Source organism: uncultured Limimaricola sp., assembly GCF_964022235.1.
Lineage (GTDB): Bacteria > Pseudomonadota > Alphaproteobacteria > Rhodobacterales > Rhodobacteraceae > Limimaricola.
Genome location: NZ_CAXHZL010000017.1, coordinates 1 through 19,166 on the forward strand (window position 1 = coordinate 1; position 19,166 = coordinate 19,166).

Below are 19,166 nucleotides of genomic sequence, written 5' to 3' on the forward strand. Positions count from 1 at the left end.
CGGAACCAGTAGAGGTTGGCGAACTGCTGGTCGGGCAGCTGGTAGAGCTTGCCGTCCGGGCCGGTGGTGAACTCGATCCCGATGAAATCATCGAGGTTCAGGGTCGGGCTGGTGACGTCCGCGCCCTCGCCCGCCATCCAGTCGGTCAAGTTGCGCGCCTGCTGGTAGCGCCAATGCGTGCCGATCAGGTCGCTGTCGTTGATGTAGGCGTCGTAGATGTTCTCGCCCGACTGCATCTGCGTCTGCAGCTTCTCGACCACGTCGCCTTCGCCGATCAGGTCGTGGGTGACGTTGATGCCGGTGATCGCGGTGAAGGCCGGGGCCAGCACGTTGGCCTCGTATTCATGCGTGGTGATGGTTTCGGAGACCACGTTGATCGACATGCCCGAGAACGGCTCAGCGGCGTCGACGAACCACTGCATCTCGGCCTCCTGCTCCTCACGGGTGAGGGCCGAACGCTCGATCGTGTCGTCGAGAAACTTGGTCGCGGCGGCCATGTCGGCCATCGCGGGCCCGGCCAGCAGGCCGAGCGCCAAGCCCAGCGCGGTGGTGGACTTCAAAAGCGGGTTCATATGGTTTCCTCCCATTTATCGAACCGTAAACAGACGCCGCCTCCCAGAACGGCGCCAAACGAACCTGTCAGACCCAGCGAAACACCGCTGCGGCGTAGATCAGGCAAACCAGCATCGCCCAGGGCTGCGGCGCTTCGACGAGCCCCAGCCAGGCGAGATTTATGAAGGCAGAGCCCAGCAGGGTGATAAACAGCCGATCCCCCCGCGTGGTCTCGATTCCCAGCACCCCGGTGCGCGGCGTCTCGGGGTAGCGGATTGCCAGCACGGTGAAGATCATCAAAAGCACCGCTATCGAGCCGAAGAAGATTGCCGTGGGAACGGTCCAAGCCATCCATGCCATGTCGTTTCTCCCTCTTTCAGACGCGGCCCAGGGCAAAGCCCTTGGCGATGTAATTGCGCACGAACCAGATCACGAGCGCGCCGGGCAGGATCGTCAGCATCCCCGCCGCCGCCAGCACGCCCCAGTCGAGACCCGAGGCCGAGACCGTCCGCGTCATCGTCGCCGCGATCGGCTTGGCATCGACGCTCGTGAGCGTACGCGACAACAGCAGCTCGACCCAAGAGAACATGAAGCAGAAGAACGCCGCGACACCGACACCGCTTGCCACCAACGGCATGAATATCTTGATGAAGAACCGCGGGAAGGAATAGCCGTCGAGATAGGCGGTCTCGTCGATCTCACGCGGCACGCCGCGCATGAAGCCCTCGAGGATCCACACCGCCAGCGGCACGTTGAACAGCGTGTGCGCCAGCGCGACCGCGATGTGGGTGTCGAACAGACCCACCGAGGAATAGAGCTGGAAGAACGGCAGCGCGAAGACGGCCGGCGGCGCCATGCGGTTGGTCAGCAGCCAGAAGAACAGGTGCTTGTCGCCCATGAAGCTGTAGCGCGAGAAGGCATAGGCCGCAGGCAGCGCCACCGCGATCGAGATGACGGTGTTCATCGTCACGTAGATGATCGAGTTGACGTAGCCCATGTACCACGACGGATCGGTCAGGATCTTTTCGTAATTGGCCAGCGTCAGGTTGCGCGGCCACATCGAAAAGCCCGAGAGGATCTCGGCGTTGGTCTTCAGGCTCATGTTCAAGAGCCAGTAGATCGGCAGCATCAGGAACAGCAGGTAGAGCACCATCACGATCACCGAGCCCTTGGGCCGGAAGCGGCGGCGGGTCCGGGTGCCCGGTCGCGCGGTGGCGACGTCACCGGGGATCGAGGCGGCGCCGGGGGCGGAGGTCACATCGGTCATCACACACCATCCCTTTTGTCGAGGTTGGTCATCACGGTGTAGAACACCCATGAGATCAGCAGGATGACGAGAAAGTACATCAGGCTGAAGGCCGCGGCCGGTCCGAGATCGAACTGACCCAGAGCCATCTTCACGAGGTCGATCGACAAGAAGGTGGTGGCATTGCCGGGGCCACCGCCGGTTACGACGAAGGGCTCGGTATAGATCATGAAGCTGTCCATGAACCGCAGCAGGATCGCGATCATCAGCACGCCGGCCATCTTGGGCAGTTCGATGAACCGAAACACCTTCCAACGGCTGGCCTGATCGATCTTGGCGGCTTGATAGTAGGCGTCGGGGATCGACTGCAGGCCGGCATAGGCCAGAAGCGCCACCAGCGAGGTCCAGTGCCAGACATCCATGACGATGACCGTGGCCCAGGCGTCGATCACGTTCTGGGTGTAGTTGTAGTTCACGCCCATTTTCGCGAGCACGTAGCCCAAGAGGCCGATGTCGACCCGGCCGAAGATCTGCCAGATCGTGCCGACCACGTTCCACGGGATCAACAGCGGCAGCGACATCACCACGAGGCAGAACGAGGCCCAGAAACCCTTCTTGGGCATGTTGAGGGCCACGAAGATGCCCAAGGGCACCTCGATCGCGAGGATGATGCCCGAGAACACCAGCTGGCGGCCCAGCGCGTTCCACATCCGCTCGCTCTGGAGCATGTCGCGGAACCAGTCGATTCCGGCCCAGAAGAACACGTTGCTGCCAAAGGTGTCCTGAACCGAGTAATTCACCACGGTCATCAGCGGGATCACCGCCGAGAAGCCGACGAGGATCAGCACCGGCAGCACGAGAAGCCAGGCCTTCTGATTGACGGTCTTGTTCATCACGCGGCCCTCCCCTGTGCTGTTTGCGGCCCGCTTCCCTGCGCGCCTTGCGGCGCGACGCGCCAATCATCGGAGTAGACGTTGATCGCCTCCGGATCGAAGGAGACCCGGTCGGCCCCCGCCGGCACCGGCGTGCCCTCGTCGAGGATCGCGTTGGTCATCACACCGCCGACGTCGAGCCGAAGGATCTTGTGGCGGCCCACGTCCTCGACCCTCAGGATACGCGCAGGCAACCCTTCGCCGCCCGCATGCAGCCGCACGAACTCGGGACGCACCCCGATCTGGGTGTGACCCGATACGGGCGCGTAGCTGGCGCCGAGCGGCAGGGCGACACCCTGCACCGTGGCAGTCGCGCCGGAGATTTCAGCATTAAATAGATTCATGCCGGGCGAGCCGATGAAAAAGCCTACGAAGGTATGCGCAGGCCGCTCGAACAGCTCCTGCGGCGTGCCGATCTGCACGACCCGGCCGTCATACATCACCACCACCTTGTCGGCGAAGGTAAGCGCCTCGGTCTGATCGTGGGTGACGTAGATCATCGTGTGGCCGAAATCGTGGTGCAGCTGCTTGAGCTGTGTGCGCAGTTCCCACTTCATATGCGGGTCGATCACGGTGAGCGGCTCGTCGAACAAGAGCGCATTCACGTCCTCGCGCACCATGCCACGTCCCAGCGAAATCTTCTGCTTGGCGTCGGCGGTGAGGCCGCGCGCCTTGCGCTTGAGGTTGTCCTCCATGCCGATCATCGCGGCGATGGCGTTGACCCGCTCGGCGATATACTTGGGGTCCGCGCCGCGGTTCTTGAGCGGAAAGGCGAGGTTCTCGCCCACGGTCATCGTGTCGTAGACCACCGGAAACTGGAACACCTGCGCGATATTGCGCTCGGCCGTGGGGGCGTGGGTCACGTCGACCCCGTCGAACAGGATGCGTCCTTGGCTTGGCTGCAGCAGGCCCGAGATGATGTTGAGCAGCGTGGACTTGCCACATCCCGAAGAGCCCAAAAGCGCATAGGCCTCGCCGTCGACCCAATCGTGGTCGAGCTGCTTGAGCGCCCAGTCCTCGTCGGATTTGGGTTGCTTGAGATAGGAATGCGCGAGGTTGTCGAGCGTGATCTTGGCCATGTCAGGCAGCCTCCACATAGGCGGCCGGGGCGACGAGCGGCCCGTCCTCGGAAAAGACGTAGATATGCGCCGGGTCGAGATAGGCGGTGAGCACCTGACCGGGCGAAAGGTTGCGCACGCCGTGGATCAGCCCGACCCAACGGGTGCCGTGATGATCGAGATGCACGAAGGTCTCTGAGCCGGTGATCTCGGTCACCGCGAGCCGTGTCTCGAAGGCGATGTCCCCCTCGTGGCCGCGCTCGAGCTCGACGTGGTTGGGGCGGAACCCGCCCAAGTAGCGCCCATCGCGCAATCCGGACAGTGCGCCCACCGCCGCGACCTCGCGGCCGCCGTCGAGCCGCAGGACGCCTCCGCGCTTCTCGAAGGGCAGGAAGTTCATCGGCGGGTCGGAAAACACCCGCGCCGTGGTCGCATCCACCGGATGGCGGTAGACCTGCGGCGTCGCCCCGAACTGCGTCACCCGCCCCTGCCAGAGGGTGGCGACATGGCCGCCCAGAAGCAACGCCTCCTCCGGCTCGGTGGTGGCGTAGACGAAGATCGAGCCCGCCTCCTCGAAGATCTTGGGGATCTCGGCGCGCAACTCCTCGCGCAGCTTGTAGTCGAGGTTGGCCAAAGGCTCGTCGAGCAGCACGAGCCCCGCATCCTTGACCAGCGCGCGGGCCAGCGCGCAGCGCTGCTGCTGGCCGCCCGACAGCTCGAGCGGCTTGCGGTCGAGGAACGGCGTGAGCTTCATCATCTCGGCCGAATTGCGCACCGCCGTGTCAATCTCGTCCTTGGATTTGCCCGAGATTCGCATTGGCGAGGCGATGTTGTCGTAGACGGTCATCGAGGGGTAGTTGATGAACTGCTGGTAGACCATCGCCACCTTGCGGTCCTGCACCCGCACCCCGGTCACGTCCTTGCCGTTCCACAAGATGCGTCCCGTGGAGGGCTGATCCAGCCCCGCCATCAGCCGCATCAATGAGGTTTTGCCCGACAGGGTCGGGCCGAGCAGCACGTTCATCGTGCCGTTTTGCAACGTGAGATCGGTGGGGTGGATATGGGTCTGGCCCTCCACCCGCTTCGACACGCCCTCCAGCGTCAGTGTCATGTCATTCCTCCCTGCCGAACAACGGCCTCAGCCGTGCCGCGCGGCCCTCCCGCTTTGCATCCAATCCTCGAGAGCGGCGGCCTGATCTCCCGTCAGTCGCAGCCCCAGCTTCGATCGCCTCCAAAGCACGTCATCCGCGCTCCGAGCGTATTCCTTTTCCATCAGCCAAGCGACCTCGGCCTCGGTCAGCGTCGCGCCGAAATCTCGACCCAGATCCGCGGCACTCTTCGCCTGCCCGAGGATCAGCCGCGCTTCGGTGCCATAGGCCCGCACAAGTCGGCGCGCCCAGCGCCGGTCGAGGAATGGATAGTCCGCCTCAAGCCGAATGATCTGATCCTCGACCCCGTCGACCGGGAAATCCCCGCCCGGCAGCGCCACACCGGCGGTCCACTTGCCCTTCTTGATGTCGAAGAACGGCGCGATCTTCTCCATCGCGCTCTCGGCGAGGCGGCGATAGGTGGTGATCTTGCCACCAAAGACGTTGAGCACCGGCGCGCCGCCTTCGGCGTTCACTTTTAGCGTATAGTCGCGCGTTGCCGCCGTGGCCGAGCTGGCCCCATCGTCATAGAGCGGGCGCACGCCGGAATAGGTCCAGACGATATCGTCGCGAGTCACCTCGCGTTCGAAATACTGGCTCGCGAAGCGGCACAGATACTCCTGCTCCTCGGGCGTGCAGACGGCGGGCTCGGACGGGTCTGGGTGATCGGCATCGGTGGTGCCGATCAGCGTGAAATCGGTCTCGTAGGGGATCGCGAAAATGATCCGCCCGTCGGTGCCCTGAAAGAAATAGCACTTGTCGTGGTCATAGAGCCGCTCGGTGACGATGTGGCTGCCCCGCACGAGGCGCACGCCCTCGCGCGTTTCCACCTCGATCGCGCCCTTCAGCAGCTTGCCGACCCAAGGGCCACCGGCGTTGACCAGCATCCTTGCGCGGTGGGTGCGACGCGCGCCGGTCTCGCGGTCCTCGACCTCAACGGCCCAGAGATCGCCCTCCCGTGCGGCATGCAGCACACGCGTGCGCGTCATGATCTTCGCACCGCGCGCCTCGGCATCGCGGGCGTTCAGCACCACGAGGCGCGAATCCTCGACCCAGCAGTCGGAGTATTCGTAGGCCGTCTCGAACCTGGGGTTGAGCGCCGCGCCAGCCGGGTCGCGCGCGAGATCGAGCGTGCGGGTGCCGGGCAGGATCTTTCGACCACCCAGATGATCGTACATGAAAAGCCCGAGCCGGATCAGCCAAGCCGGACGACGCCCCCGCACCCATGGCATCACCGTCCCGAGAAGTTTCGACGTCGGCGTGTCGCTCTCGAAGCGCATTGACGGGTGATAAGGCAGCACGAAGCGCATCGGCCACGAGATATGCGGCATGGCACGCAGCAGCGTCTCGCGCTCGATCAGCGCCTCGCGCACCAGCCGGAACTCGAAATATTCGAGATAGCGCAGCCCGCCGTGAAACAGCTTGGTCGAGGAGGAGGAGGTGGCCTGCGCCAGATCGTCCATCTCCGCCAGCACCACCGACAGGCCGCGCCCGGCGGCGTCGCGCGCGATGCCGCAGCCGTTGATGCCTCCGCCGATCACGAAGAGGTCCGAGACCGGCTCTGCTGCCTGAGAAGACGACACGTGGACCCCCTGCCCGGTGTTCGGTTCGAGGGCAACACTGACCTTTCCGGATGCGTCTGGCAAGTGTGATTTTTCGTTTATGTTCGCTTTTGCGAGATCACCCCATGCGAGGAATGGCCTTTTCAGGATGGGGAATCACGGCGCGAACCCCAAAAGCCTTCTGCTCGCCAAGGTGTCGCAATTCCGCGATTCCATTGCATTCCGCGCAATACCGCGCATTATGGAACATTCACGATGGGAACCGCGCCGATGTCACAGAGCTTTCGCCAACCCGAGATCCTCGAGATCGCGCGCCGGGAGGGCCGCGTCACGGTCGAGGGGCTGGCCGAGCATTTCGCCGTCACGCTGCAGACGATTCGCCGCGACCTGACCGAACTGGCCGAGGCGGGCCGGCTCGACCGGGTGCATGGCGGCGCGGTGCTGCCCTCGGGCACCGTCAACATCGGCTACGAGCATCGCCGCACCCTCAACCCCGGCCCCAAGGCCGCGATCGCCGCCGCCTGCGCCGCCGACATCTCGGACAACGCGTCGATCTTTCTCAACATCGGCACCTCGACCGAAGCCGTGGCCCGCGCGCTTTTGCGACATCGAGGGCTGATGGTGGTGACCAACAATATCAACGTGGCCCATATCCTCGCCGAGAACGCCGAGGCGCAGGTCATTGTCACCGGCGGCGCGCTCAGGCGTTCGGATGGCGGATTGGTGGGGGCCCTGACCACGCAGACGATCCAGCAGTTCAAGTTCGACCTCGCAGTGATCGGCTGCTCGGCGCTCGACGAGACCGGCGATCTGCTCGACTTCGACATCGAAGAGGTCGGCGTGAACCAGAGCCTGCTGGGCCGCTCGCGGCGCACCGTGCTTGTGGCCGACCGCTCCAAGTTCTCGCGCTCGGCGCCCGCGCGCATCGCTTCGCTGCGCGAGATCGACGCCTTCTACACCGACGCGCCGCCGCCCGCCGCGCTGGCGCAGCGCTGCGCCGACTGGGGCACGCGAATCGTCATCGCCCCCGCCGATCCCGCCGGAAGCTGATCGGCCCCGAAGGGGAGGCCCCGCACTGGCGCATCCGCGCCGCAGCACCTAGATGGGGCCCGAACCCCACCCCCGTGCCCGGAGGCCCCATGCGATCCGCCCTGCCCAGACTGGCCTTGCGGCTGGTGCTGATTGCCCTGCTGATCGCAGGCAACCTGTGGCTGGCGCTGTGGCTACGCGACTTTGCCGCCGAGATGGCCGCACAAGGCCGGATCGAGCTGTTCGGTGCGACCGTGGCGGGGCTCTTGCTGCTTTATGCCGTGCTGCTAGCGATCCCCTTCGTCCCGGGGGCCGAGATCGGGCTGGCGCTGCTGATGACGCACGGGGCCTCCGCCGCCCCCTTCGTCTGGGGGGCGACGGCGCTGGGTCTGAGCCTTGCCTACGGGGCGGGTCTCGCGCTGTCGGGGCCGCGCATCTGCGCCGCGCTGGAGCGAAACGGCTTTGCCCGCGCCGCGGCGGCCTTGGGCCGGCTGCGTGAGACCGATCCCGAAACCCGGCTGCGCAAGCTCGAAGACAGCGTGCCGCGCTGGGCCCGCTCATGGGCGCTACGGCGGCGGCACCTCCTGCTGGCGCTGTTGATCAACCTGCCGGGCAACTCGCTGATCGGCGGGGGTGGCGGTATCCTGCTCGCTGCCGGGCTGAGCCGATTGTTCAAGCCCTTCCTCTTGCTGCTCACCCTCTTGCTCGCCACCTCCCCGGTACCTCTGTTGGTGATGATCATCGGGCCGAGCATCCTCGACTGACCCGTCTGCGCCTTATTTTCGCGCAACCGCACTTCGAACGAGTTCGCTTTTGAGGCAAACGGCGAAACGCCTGGCAACAACTGCCTGCAAAAGTGGCCCTTGCCGCACCGCCGCGCCAAAGCTTCCGGCAGACCGCCGCCGGAGACCCCATGCTGCAGCAGTTGCCCCGCCCTGCTCTCGACACCGCATCTTCCACGCCCCCCCGCGCGCGCGGGTTGCTGCGGATCACCGCAGAGGCGGAGGCTGGCGGCCGTGCGCGCCTCGGTGTTCTGCGACAGGAAGGGGCCTTGCGGGCGCTGTTCCCGCGCCGGACGGGCCGCGTCGAGGCGGTCGTGCTCAACACCTCCGGCGGTGCGACCGGCGGAGACCGGCTCCGCATCGAGGCCGAAGCCGGACAGGGCGCGCATCTGCGCCTTACCACCCAGGCCGCCGAGCGCGCTTATCAGGCCACGGGTCAGGATCCGGCGCTGATCCGCAATCGCCTCACCGTGGCGACCGGTGCCCGGCTCGACTGGTTGCCGCAGGAGACGATCCTCTATGAAGGCTGCCATCTCGACCGCAGCCTGACGCTCGACCTCGCCCCCGGTGCACGGGCACTGATCGTCGAACCTGTGATCTTCGGCCGCGCCCTGATGGGCGAGAGCCTGCGCTATGCGCGGTTCCGAGACCGGATCGAGATCCGCCGCCACGGCGCGCTGCTCTATCTCGACGCGCAGTCCTTCTCGGGCGACATCACCGCCCACCTCGCCCGCCCGGCGGTGGCCAATGGCGCCGGCGCGATGGCGAGCGTGATCCTCGCCGCCCCCGAGGCCGAGAGCCATCTCGCCCCGTTGCGCGCCGCCCTGCCCGCCAGCGCCGGGGCCACGCTGCTGGCCCCCGATCTTCTCGTTCTGCGCCTGCTCGCCGCCGACGGGTTCGAGCTGCGCGCCACGCTGCTACCCGTGCTCGACCGGCTCACCGGCGGCACGCTGCCTGCCTCATGGAGACTCTGACATGAACCTCACCCCCCGCGAAAAGGACAAGCTTCTCGTGTCCATGGCCGCCGAAGTGGCCCGCCGTCGCCTCGCGCGCGGCGTCAAGCTCAACCACCCCGAGGCGATCGCGCTGATCACCGACGCGGTGGTCGAGGGCGCGCGCGACGGACGCTCGGTCGCCGACATGATGCAGGCGGGCGCCGAGGTGATCACCCGAGCGCAATGCATGGAGGGCGTGCCCGAGATGATCGCGGAGGTGCAGGTCGAGGCCACCTTCCCCGATGGCACCAAGCTCGTGACCGTGCATGACCCGATCCGCTGACCCGATCTGCCGAAAGGACCGATGATGACCCGCATCCTCTTTGCCACCCCGCTCGTCCTCCCCGCCCCGGCGCTTGCCCATGCCGGCACCGCGCATTTGCATGTCGGCTGGACCGGGCCGCTCCTCGGCCTCGCACTGGTAGCGGTCGCTGCCATCTGGGGAATGCGCGCATGATCCCCGGCGAGCTGATGCCACGAGATGGCGAGATCGAGTTGAACGCAGGCTGCGAGGCGATCGCCCTGATGGTCGCCAACACCGGCGACCGTCCCGTACAGGTCGGCAGCCATTATCATTTCGCCGAAGCCAACCCCGGCCTCGATTTCGACCGCACCGCCGCTCATGGCCGCAGGCTCGACATCGCCAGCGGCACCGCCGTGCGCTTCGAGCCGGGCCAGCGCCGCGAGGTGCGGCTGATCGAGATCGGCGGCGACCGGCGGGTGTTCGGCTTTCAGGGCAATGTGATGGGGGATCTGTAATGGCCACGCGCATTCCTCGCGGCGATTACGCCAACATGTATGGCCCCACGACCGGCGACCGGGTCCGGCTCGCCGACACCGACCTCGTGATCGAGGTCGAGCGCGATCTCACCACCTATGGCGAGGAGGTGAAGTTCGGCGGCGGCAAGACGATCCGCGACGGCATGGGCCAAAGCCAGCGCAGCCGCGCCGAAGGCGCGGTCGACACGTTGATCACCAACGCGCTGATCCTCGACCACACCGGCATCTACAAGGCCGATGTCGGCCTGAAGGACGGGCGCATCGCGGCCATCGGCAAGGCGGGCAACCCTGACACCCAAACCGGCGTCGACATTATCGCGGGCCCCGGCACCGAAGTCATCGCGGGCGAGGGTCGCATCCTCACGGCGGGCGGCTTCGATAGCCACATCCACTACATCTGCCCGCAGCAGATCGAGGAGGCGCTCGCCTCGGGCGTCACCACCATGCTCGGCGGCGGCACCGGGCCTGCGCATGGCACGCTGGCCACGACCTGCACGCCGGGGCCGTGGCACCTTGCGCGGATGCTGCAATCGGCCGATGCCTTTCCGATGAACCTCGCCTTTGCGGGCAAGGGCAACGCCTCGCGCCCAGAGGCCCTTTACGAGCAGATCCTCGCCGGGGCCTGCGCGCTCAAGCTGCACGAGGATTGGGGCACCACACCCGCCGCCATCGACTGCTGCCTGAGCGTGGCGGACGAGACCGGCGTGCAGGTGATGATCCACACCGACACTCTCAATGAGTCAGGCTTCGTCGAGAACACCGTCGCGGCCATCGCCGGGCGCACGATCCACGCCTTTCACACCGAGGGTGCGGGCGGCGGCCATGCGCCCGACATCATCAAGATCTGCGGCGAGATGAACGTGCTCCCCGCCTCGACCAACCCGACGCGACCCTTCACCGTCAACACGGTCGAAGAGCATCTCGACATGCTGATGGTCTGCCATCACCTCGACAAGCGTGTGCCCGAGGACATCGCCTTTGCCGAGAGCCGGATCCGGCGCGAAACCATTGCCGCCGAGGACATCCTGCACGACATGGGCGCGTTTTCGATCATCGCGAGCGACAGTCAGGCCATGGGCCGCGTCGGCGAAGTGCTGATCCGCACGTGGCAGACCGCCGACAAGATGAAGCGCCAGCGCGGGCGTCTGCCCGAGGAGTCGGGCGAGAACGACAACTTCCGCGCCCGCCGCTATGTCGCCAAATACACGATCAACCCGGCGCTGGCACACGGGCTTTCGCGCGAAATCGGCTCGATCGAGCCAGGCAAGCGCGCGGATCTGGTGCTGTGGCACCCTGCCTTCTTCGGGGTGAAGCCCGAGATGGTGCTCTTGGGCGGCCAGATCGTCATGGCGCAGATGGGCGACCCCAACGCCTCGATCCCGACGCCGCAGCCGGTGCATCTGCGCCCGATGTTCGGCGCCTATGGCCGCGCGGTCGAGCATGCGGGCGTCACCTTTGTCTCCAAGGCGGCGCAGGACGACGGGCTGCGCGAGAGGATCGGACTGGCCAAGCAGACCGTAGCGGTGGACGACACCCGCTCGGTCACCAAGCGCGACCTGAAGCTCAACGACGCGCTGCCCAGGATCGAAGTGCATCCCGAGACCTACGAGGTGCGCGCCGACGGCATCTTGTTGACCTGCGAGCCCGCCGAGGTGCTGCCGATGGCGCAGCGCTATTTCCTGTTCTGAGGGACCGTCATGACCGATCTCCCCACCGCCCGCACCCTGCACCGCAAGGGCCATTGGTCCGGCCCGCATGAGGTCTGCGCGCTTGATTACGAGGGCCGGTTTCTGCGCCGCAAGCTGCTCGAAACCGCCCTTGGCCGCGCCTTTCTCGTCGATCTGGCGCAGACCACCTCGCTTGATGCGGGCGACGCGCTGGAGCTGTCGGACGGCAGACTTGTTGCCATCGAAGCCGCACCCGAGCCACTGACCGAAGCGCGCGGCGACTTGGTGCGCCTCGCTTGGCACGTCGGCAACCGGCACACGCCGTGCGAGATCAGGCCGGACCGGCTGGTGATCCGCCGCGACCATGTGATCGCGCATATGCTGGCGCATCTGGGTGCGGAGATGCGCGACGTGACCGGGCCGTTCACCCCCGAAGGCGGGGCCTATGGCCATGGCCGCACGCATGCCCACGAACATGTCGCTACCGCTCATGCTCACTGATCACCAGGCCCTGACGCTGATGCGCTGGCTCTCGCCGGGCTACCCGGTCGGGGCCTTCGCCTATTCGCACGGGCTGGAGCAGGCCATCGCGGACGGGCTGGTACAAGACAGCGCGACGCTGGAGGCTTGGCTGCGCGACACCTTGGAGCATGGTGCAGGCCGCAACGATGCGCTGCTGCTCGCCGCCGCCTACCACGCACCGGAGAACACCGGGGAGATCGACGCCACCGCCCGCGCCTTTGCCGCCAGCCGCGAGCGTGTGATCGAGACCGAGCGGCAGGGGGCGGCCTTCGCGCGCACCGAAGCCGTGGTTTCCGGCGCATCCGCAGCGCCGCTCGCTTATGCCGTCGCCATCGGGGCCGCGGCGGCGCGCCATGCCTTGCCGCTGCAGCCCGCTTGCGCGCTCTACCTGCAGGCCTTTGCCGCCAATCTCGTCTCGGCGGCGCAGCGTCTGATGCCGCTGGGCCAGACCGAGGCGCAGCGGCTGCAATCCGCCCTCGCACCGCTTTGCGCCGAGATCGGAGCGCAGGCCGAGCGCGGCACCCTCGACGACCTCACCTCCACCACCTTCATGGGCGACATCGCATCGATGCGCCACGAGACCCTGCAACCGAGGATTTTCGCCACATGAGCATGAATGGCCCCCTGCGCATCGGCATCGGCGGCCCCGTCGGCGCGGGCAAGACCACGCTGACCGCCGCGCTGGCCCGCGCCTTGTCGTCCGACCGCTCGGTCGGCGTCATCACCAACGACATCTACACCCAAGAGGACGCCGAAGCCCTGATGCGGATGCAGATCCTGCCCGGCGACCGGGTGATCGGCGTCGAGACGGGGGGCTGCCCCCACACCGCGATTCGCGAGGACGCAAGCCTCAACCTCGCCGCCGTGGCCGAGTTGGAGCGACGGCATCCCGGAATCGAGGTAGTGCTGATCGAATCGGGCGGCGACAACCTCTCGGCCACCTTCTCGCCCGAGCTCGCCGACCTCACCGTCTATGTCATCGACGTAGCGGCGGGCGAGGAGATCCCGCGCAAGGGCGGGCCCGCGATCACCCGCTCGGACCTTCTGGTGATCAACAAGACCGACCTCGCGCCGCACGTCGGCGCGTCGCTCGAGGTGATGGACCGCGACGCGGGGCGGATGCGCGGCGACCGGCCCTTCGTCTTCTGCGCGCTGCGCCATGGGCGCGGGGTCGACGAGGTGCTGGACCACCTGCGCCGGATGGGCGGTCTGGCAACCCCGGCTCTGGCTCCACGCGTCGCGGCAGGATAACGAGGGGACGGAAGCGACGGAGCCCCCTTGGCCTATCTCGACAACATCCGCACCTTCGTCCGGGTTTATGAGCTGGGCTCGATGTCCGCCGCCGGGCGCGACATGCGGATCTCGGCCGCCGTCGCCTCGGCCCGCATCGCTCAACTCGAAGCACACTTGGGCGTGCGCCTGTTCCAGCGCACCACCCGCAGCCTCGCCCCGACCGAACAGGGCCGCAGCTTCTACGACGGCGCGCGCGCCGTCCTCGAAAAGGTCGATGAGGCCGAGGCGCTGGTCTCCGAGATCACCGAAACACCGCGCGGCACGATTCACGTCGCGGCCCCCTTGGGGGTGGGTCGACGGCTGATCGCGCCGCAGCTTCCGGGCTTTGCGCAGGCCTATCCGCGCATCGACCTGCGGCTGCGGCTGTCGGACCGGATGATCGACCTGGCCGCCGAGGCGATCGACCTGCGGTTCTTTCTGGGCCACCCGGTCGACAGCGACCTGACGATTCGCCAGATCGCGAGCTGCGCACGCGTGCTTTGCGCCGCACCCGGCTATATCGACCGCTTCGGCGCGCCGCGCGACGGTGACGATCTGGTGGCGGCTGGGCACGCGTGTCTCAATCTGCGATTCCCCGGCGCAACGGAGTTTCGCTGGACGCTGATGACGCCGCATGGTCCACAGCCCTACCCGGTCAGGGGCCGTCTTGAATGCGACGACGGCGACGTGCTCACCGGTTGGGCGCTCGAAGGGGCAGGCATCGCGATGAAGCCAGTGTTCGAAATTGCCGAGCATCTCGCGACCGGGCGGCTGATTCCGGTCTGCGCCGCGACACCGCCGCTGCCGGTACAGATGGCTTGTCTTTATACCCACCGGCGGTTGCAGGACCCCAAGATCCGCATCTTCATGGATCATGTCTCTGGCCGTGTGGCGACCGCCGTCGCCGCCGCCGAAGCACAGGCCAGCGAGATCCGATCGGCAGAAAATTGCTGATGGTGCGTCTTTTGGGGAACCGTTTCTGATCCTTTAAGGCGACTCTGCTATATCGAGGGCAAGAGCCAAAGGAGATCGCCCTTGTTCGTAGCTGCTCAGCCCGTCCAAGCCCCGGAACGATCCGTTAGCCCCGCCGAAACCGGCCCGCTGGTGCGCACCACCGTTCTCTTGGCCCGCGTCTGGGAGCTGCGCGACGCGCAGATGGTGGCAATTCTAGGCGGCATGCAGCCCGAAAGCTGGCGTCGCTGGTGCGCGGGCCGGGTCGAAATCGTCGATCGCGAACGTCTGCGCCGCATGGCTCTCTTGCGCGATATCCACATCGCCACCCGTCCGGCCTCCGCCGGTCTCGGGGCTGCCGACTGGATCCGCGCGCGCCAGCCGCAGCTCGGCGATCGCAGCCCGCTGCAGATGATGATGTCGGGCCGGATCGAGGATCTGGTGCGGCTGCGCGACCACTACGCACCCCTCGCCGCCTGATCCGTTCCGGGGCTCGCGCCAGTTGACAGACCCGCGCTGACGGATAGGAGGGCGCTCTTGCCCCTCCGCCGGAGCCTCCCGCCATGGACCTGTCTCTCGCGCCGTTTCTCGCGGCGCTCGATCTTATCGCTGCCGTTTCCTTTGCCGCAACCGGCGCGCTCGTCGCCTCGCGCAAGGAACTCGATATCCTCGGTTTTGTCTGGTTCGGCGTCCTCACCGGCGTCGGCGGCGGCACGCTGCGCGACCTGCTGCTCGGTCTGCCGGTGTTCTGGGTCGAAGACCCGAGCACGGTGCTGGTCTGCCTCGTCACCGCCATTGCAGTGCATTTCGTGGCGCATCTGATCGAATATCGCTACCGCTACATCCTTTGGCTCGACGCTTTCGGCATGGCGCTGGTGAGCGTGGTCGGCACGCTCAAGGCGCTCGATGCCGGCGCGGGCGTGACGGTGGCGATCGCCATGGGCGTGATCACCGCTAACGTCGGCGGCATCATCCGCGACACGTTGGGTCAAGAGCCGTCGGTGATCCTGCGCCGCGAGATCTATGTCGCGGCCTCGATGCTGGGGGCGGCCGCCTGCGCAGCGCTCGAGGTCATGGGAGCGGGGCGCGAAACGGCGGCACTGGCGGGCTTCGGGGCGGCTTTCGTGCTGCGGATGCTGGCGCTCTGGCGCGGCTGGTCGATGCCGGCCTACCGGTCGCGACCGGGTCGCAAGAACCCGCCCACCGGCTTCGAGACCAATCCGTGACATGAAAAAGGGGGGCGCAAAGCCCCCCTTTCCCGTCATCCCCCGCGCGTCGCTCAGCCCAGAGGCCGGGTCTGCGCCGGGTTGGCCCATGCGCCACGGTCGATATCGAGATCGGCATAATCGTCGATCACGAGCACCGGCTCCACCGCGCCCGCGCGCAGCTGGCGGCGGTAGTCCGACAGGAGCCGCAGCCCCACCGGGAACAGCATCGCCAGCGCCAACAGGTTGACCAGCGCCAGAAGGCCCATCAGCGGATCCGAGAAGAAGAACACTGCTGTGGCACCGGGAGCGGCCGCCCCGAGGAACACCACCACCGGCACCGCGAGACGCAGCAGTAGCCGGGCAATCTTGGTGTCCGACAGCACGGTGAGGGCGGTCTCGCCCAAGTAGTAGTTGTAGATGATCGAGCTGAAGGCGAAGAGCAGCACCGCACCAGTCAGGAAGTACTGCGACCAGTCGCCCAAGTGACCGACAAGGCTCTGCTGCGTCAGCGCAACGCCGTTCACATCCTCGGAGCCAGGCACATAGACGTCGCCCAGCAGGATCACCATCGCGGTGCAGGTGCAGATGATGATGGTGTCGATAAACACCGACAGAGATTGTACGATGCCCTGGCTGATCGGGTGCGGCACGGAGGCCGCCGCCGCCACGTTCGGGGCCGAGCCGAGACCCGCCTCGTTCGAGAACAGGCCGCGCCGCATGCCCTGTGCCACCGCTGCACCGACGCCGCCGCCGACCGCTTCTTCGAGGCCCACCGCATTGGCGACGATGGTCCACAGCGCCGCCGGCACTTCCGTGATGTTGAGCACGATCACCGCCAAAGCCAGCACGATGTAGCCCAGCGCCATCACAGGGATCACCACGTCGGAGACCTGCGCGATCCGCTTGATGCCGCCAAAGACGATGATCAGCGTGACGAGTGCCAGCCCGCCACCGACCCAGATCGGATCGAGACCGAGGCTGTCCTGCGCGGCCACGGCGACGGTGTTGCCCTGAAACGCCGAGAAACCGAGGCCAAAGGAGGCCAGCAGGCAGGCGGCGTAGAGCATCGCGAGCCAGGTGAACCGCTTGCCCAGCCCGTGGATGATGTATTGCGCCGGACCGCCGCGGAATGTGCCGTCCTCTTCGGTCCGTTTGTAGAGCTGTGCCAGCGAACATTCGAACAGCGAGGTCGCCATGCCGATGAGGGCCACGACCCACATCCAGAACACCGCGCCCGGCCCGCCCAGCGTGATCGCCACCGCGACGCCCGCGATATTACCGCCGCCGACGCGACCGCCGAGCGAGACGAGCAGCGCCTCGCGCGAAGACACGCCACCGGCGCGGTCACCGCCGTCCGAGAGCACGCCCCACATGCGCCCGAAGTAGCGTAGCTGAACAAAGCCCGACATCAAGGTGAAGGTCCCGCCGAGAACAACGAGGAACGGGATCAGCGCCCACCCCCAGGTGGCGTCTCCGATCCAGCCAAATAGCGTCTGCAACTGTGTCATGCGGTCCTGTCTCCCCTGTCACACCAGATAATCACGGTGCGGCTCTGTGGCGCTTTTGCGCAAGCGGCGCAACGCATTGTTCCCAAACGGGCTGGCAAAGACGCATCGACGCCACGCTGCGAGGCCGGATCAAGTCGCCTGACAAGAGCGCCTTTTTCCAAATCGAGCGGTGTTATTCGAGACGCGACACCCGCCGCATCCGTGCAAATCCCGTTCATCGAACATGAAAAAGGCCGCCACGGCCGTCCCGAAGGTGGCAGTGGCGGCCCGAAGGGCATGCCCTTCCGAACTCACGTCATGTCCGGTTATTCAGCGGCAGTGAACTCACGGCCCTCGAACAGCGCGCAGGAGCCGTCGCTGTCGCCAATCGCGAAGCCGGTGTCGCTTTGCGAGATGTCGCAGCGCATCGGGAAGATCGCCGAGCCGGTGTCGCCCTGTGCCTTGTCGAGGGTCAGAAGGCCGTTTTCGACCGTATAGACTCCGTTGACCCGGCCCAGCTGATCGCTACCGGCCATGGAGAAGCGGCCGTCTTCGGAGAACTTCACCGCAATGGGGCCAAGGGTGTAGAGGCCCGGCTCGATGGCAGTGGCAGGCACGGCGTCGACCTCGGTGTCGCTGTTGGCCGATGCCACGGCGGGACCGGCGGGGGCGGCGTTCGCCTGCTCATCCAAGGCAGGATCGGAGGCGTCGATCGAAGGTGCAACGGCTTCGGCAGTGTCCGCTTCAGGGCTGGCAGCTTCGGTCGCATCAGCCTCAGAAGCGGCGGCTTCGGTCGCAGCGGTCTCGGGGACAGTCGCTTCCGCCTCGGTCGCGCCCGGGGTTTCGGCGGCCTGCGCTTCCTCCTGCGGCAGATCGGTGACCTGCGGACGCGTCGCTTCGGCTGCGGGGGCAGTCGGCACGATCGGTGCGGCCGCCTCTTCCTGCGCCGCGTCTTGCTCGGACACATCTTGCGGAGTGTCCGAGGCAGCGGCCTCGTCCTCGGGCAGATCCGTGATCACCGGACGCGCTTCGGCGGAGGGGCGCGTAGCAGTGCGCTGCTGCGACGACGCGGCGGCGATGCGGCTTTCGACCTGCGCCAGCTCCTCGGCCCGCATGGCGAGGTTCTGCGCCAGCCGTGCCACTTCCTGCTGCAGCAGCTGCTGTTGATCGCGTGCGGCCTCGACCTCACCGCTCAGAGCTTCCTGCTCTTCGCTCAGCCGTGCCACTTCGGTCTCGAGCCCATCGCGGCGCTCGGTCAGCTCGGCGGTGCGCGCCTCGGCCTCGGCCACCTGCTTCTCGAGCGTGGTGCTCTCCTCGCGCAGATTGCCAAGATTGGTCTCGGCAGTGGAGACCTGATCGGTCAAATCGGACGCCTCGGCACTCAGCGTCGCAATGAGTTGGCGCAGTTCGGCCTCCTCGTTGCGGGCCTGTTCCAGCCGGTCGGTCACTTCCGCCAGCTCGGCGGCGGAGGCTTCGGCCTGTGCCAGCGCATCGGCACGGCGGCTCTCGATGCTGTCGAGTTCGGAGCGCAGTGGAGCGAGACGCTCTTCGAGTGCCTGCGTCTGGGCCTCGACCTGACCAAGATCGGTTTCGGCCGTGGCGATCTGACCCGACAGCTCCTGCAGCCGGGTTTCAGCGGGAGCGATCTCGGCTTCGATGGTGGCGCGGCGGTTTTCGAGCTCCTGCTCTTCCACGCGCATCTGATCGAGTTCGGCGCGCAGCGCCTCGATGCTGCCCATGGTCTCGGTCTGGACCGCCACCTGGTCTTCGAGTTCGACGACCCGGACCTGCGATTCTTCGAGATCGCCACCGATCGAGGAGCGCGCGATAAGCAACCACAGCACCAGAATCCAGCCGATCACCGCGGCGGCCACCGCGATCCAGAATTGTGACGTCTTGGGCCGCTTTGCGGGTTCGGCTGTATCGGTCATGTTGTGAAATCTCCCCTCGTGCGCGTCACGCGCGCCGCATTCTT

At 66.6% G+C, this 19,166-nt stretch carries 21 protein-coding genes and 1 pseudogene; 13 read left to right on the forward strand and 9 right to left on the reverse strand.

Features of this window, described 5'->3' with window-relative positions; all coding sequences use genetic code 11:
- The 7 genes and pseudogenes from AADJ02_RS16935 to glpD all read right to left on the reverse strand — a co-directional run.
- Positions 1–572, reverse strand: a pseudogene (locus AADJ02_RS16935) (carbohydrate ABC transporter substrate-binding protein); the annotation flags it as partial.
- A 67-nt stretch (positions 573–639) separates the two neighbouring features.
- A complete protein-coding gene (locus tag AADJ02_RS16940) occupies positions 640–912 on the reverse strand; it encodes a DUF2160 domain-containing protein (RefSeq protein ID WP_341214187.1) in 273 nt (90 codons plus the stop codon).
- A 16-nt stretch (positions 913–928) separates the two neighbouring features.
- Positions 929–1,819: a carbohydrate ABC transporter permease gene (locus tag AADJ02_RS16945; protein WP_341214188.1), complete on the reverse strand. Its 891-nt coding sequence runs from the start codon at positions 1,817–1,819 to the stop codon at positions 929–931.
- Entirely contained in the window at positions 1,819–2,691 is an 873-nt protein-coding gene (locus tag AADJ02_RS16950; protein ID WP_341214189.1) for a sugar ABC transporter permease, read from the reverse strand. The genes AADJ02_RS16945 and AADJ02_RS16950 overlap by 1 nt, the downstream gene beginning before the upstream one ends.
- Entirely contained in the window at positions 2,691–3,809 is a 1,119-nt protein-coding gene (locus AADJ02_RS16955) for an ABC transporter ATP-binding protein (RefSeq protein ID WP_341214190.1), read from the reverse strand. The genes AADJ02_RS16950 and AADJ02_RS16955 overlap by 1 nt, the downstream gene beginning before the upstream one ends.
- Position 3,810: 1 nt before the next feature.
- On the reverse strand, positions 3,811–4,899 hold the full coding sequence (locus AADJ02_RS16960; RefSeq protein ID WP_341214191.1) for an ABC transporter ATP-binding protein: 1,089 nt from the start codon (positions 4,897–4,899) through the stop codon (positions 3,811–3,813).
- Between the two features lie 27 nt (positions 4,900–4,926).
- Positions 4,927–6,519, reverse strand: coding sequence for a glycerol-3-phosphate dehydrogenase (gene glpD, locus AADJ02_RS16965; RefSeq protein ID WP_341214192.1), 1,593 nt, complete (start codon positions 6,517–6,519; stop codon positions 4,927–4,929).
- A gap of 249 nt (positions 6,520–6,768) precedes the next feature.
- Between glpD and AADJ02_RS16970 the strand changes: the two genes are divergently transcribed.
- The 13 genes from AADJ02_RS16970 (at position 6,769) to AADJ02_RS17030 (ending at position 15,722) form a co-directional block, all read left to right on the forward strand.
- Complete coding sequence (locus AADJ02_RS16970; RefSeq protein WP_341214193.1) at positions 6,769–7,548, forward strand: DeoR/GlpR family DNA-binding transcription regulator; 780 nt, start codon at positions 6,769–6,771, stop codon at positions 7,546–7,548.
- Positions 7,549–7,637: 89 nt separating this feature from the next.
- On the forward strand, positions 7,638–8,291 hold the full coding sequence (locus tag AADJ02_RS16975; protein ID WP_341214194.1) for a hypothetical protein: 654 nt from the start codon (positions 7,638–7,640) through the stop codon (positions 8,289–8,291).
- Between the two features lie 149 nt (positions 8,292–8,440).
- On the forward strand, positions 8,441–9,283 hold the full coding sequence (locus AADJ02_RS16980; RefSeq protein ID WP_341214195.1) for an urease accessory protein UreD: 843 nt from the start codon (positions 8,441–8,443) through the stop codon (positions 9,281–9,283).
- Between the two features lies 1 nt (position 9,284).
- Positions 9,285–9,587 carry an urease subunit gamma gene (locus tag AADJ02_RS16985; RefSeq protein WP_021693297.1) on the forward strand — a complete coding sequence of 101 codons (303 nt, stop codon included), beginning with the start codon at positions 9,285–9,287 and terminating at the stop codon, positions 9,585–9,587.
- Between the two features lie 24 nt (positions 9,588–9,611).
- The gene (locus AADJ02_RS16990) at positions 9,612–9,761 is read left to right on the forward strand and encodes a hypothetical protein (protein WP_341214196.1); all 150 of its coding nucleotides are present in this window, start codon (positions 9,612–9,614) and stop codon (positions 9,759–9,761) included.
- On the forward strand, positions 9,758–10,063 hold the full coding sequence (locus AADJ02_RS16995) for an urease subunit beta (protein WP_341214197.1): 306 nt from the start codon (positions 9,758–9,760) through the stop codon (positions 10,061–10,063). Before AADJ02_RS16990 ends, AADJ02_RS16995 begins: the two co-directional genes overlap by 4 nt.
- Positions 10,063–11,772 (forward strand): urease subunit alpha, encoded by a 1,710-nt coding sequence (ureC, locus tag AADJ02_RS17000; RefSeq protein ID WP_341214198.1) that lies wholly within the window; start codon positions 10,063–10,065, stop codon positions 11,770–11,772. The genes AADJ02_RS16995 and ureC overlap by 1 nt, the downstream gene beginning before the upstream one ends.
- Positions 11,773–11,781: 9 nt before the next feature.
- Positions 11,782–12,252, forward strand: coding sequence for an urease accessory protein UreE (locus AADJ02_RS17005; RefSeq protein ID WP_341214199.1), 471 nt, complete (start codon positions 11,782–11,784; stop codon positions 12,250–12,252).
- Entirely contained in the window at positions 12,227–12,883 is a 657-nt protein-coding gene (locus AADJ02_RS17010) for an urease accessory UreF family protein (RefSeq protein WP_341214200.1), read from the forward strand. Before AADJ02_RS17005 ends, AADJ02_RS17010 begins: the two co-directional genes overlap by 26 nt.
- Positions 12,880–13,524 (forward strand): urease accessory protein UreG, encoded by a 645-nt coding sequence (gene ureG, locus AADJ02_RS17015; protein ID WP_341214201.1) that lies wholly within the window; start codon positions 12,880–12,882, stop codon positions 13,522–13,524. Before AADJ02_RS17010 ends, ureG begins: the two co-directional genes overlap by 4 nt.
- Before the next feature lie 27 nt (positions 13,525–13,551).
- Positions 13,552–14,499, forward strand: a complete 948-nt coding sequence (locus tag AADJ02_RS17020) for a LysR family transcriptional regulator (protein ID WP_341214202.1) — start codon at positions 13,552–13,554, stop codon at positions 14,497–14,499.
- Positions 14,500–14,580: 81 nt separating this feature from the next.
- Entirely contained in the window at positions 14,581–14,976 is a 396-nt protein-coding gene (locus AADJ02_RS17025; protein WP_341214203.1) for a hypothetical protein, read from the forward strand.
- Positions 14,977–15,059: 83 nt separating this feature from the next.
- Complete coding sequence (locus AADJ02_RS17030) at positions 15,060–15,722, forward strand: trimeric intracellular cation channel family protein (RefSeq protein WP_341214204.1); 663 nt, start codon at positions 15,060–15,062, stop codon at positions 15,720–15,722.
- Positions 15,723–15,775: 53 nt separating this feature from the next.
- On the opposite strand, the gene AADJ02_RS17035 is transcribed toward AADJ02_RS17030, so the two are convergent.
- Positions 15,776–17,212, reverse strand: a complete 1,437-nt coding sequence (locus AADJ02_RS17035; protein WP_341214205.1) for an alanine/glycine:cation symporter family protein — start codon at positions 17,210–17,212, stop codon at positions 15,776–15,778.
- Between the two features lie 305 nt (positions 17,213–17,517).
- Positions 17,518–19,122 carry a hypothetical protein gene (locus tag AADJ02_RS17040; protein ID WP_341214206.1) on the reverse strand — a complete coding sequence of 535 codons (1,605 nt, stop codon included), beginning with the start codon at positions 19,120–19,122 and terminating at the stop codon, positions 17,518–17,520.
- Positions 19,123–19,166 lie beyond the last annotated feature (44 nt).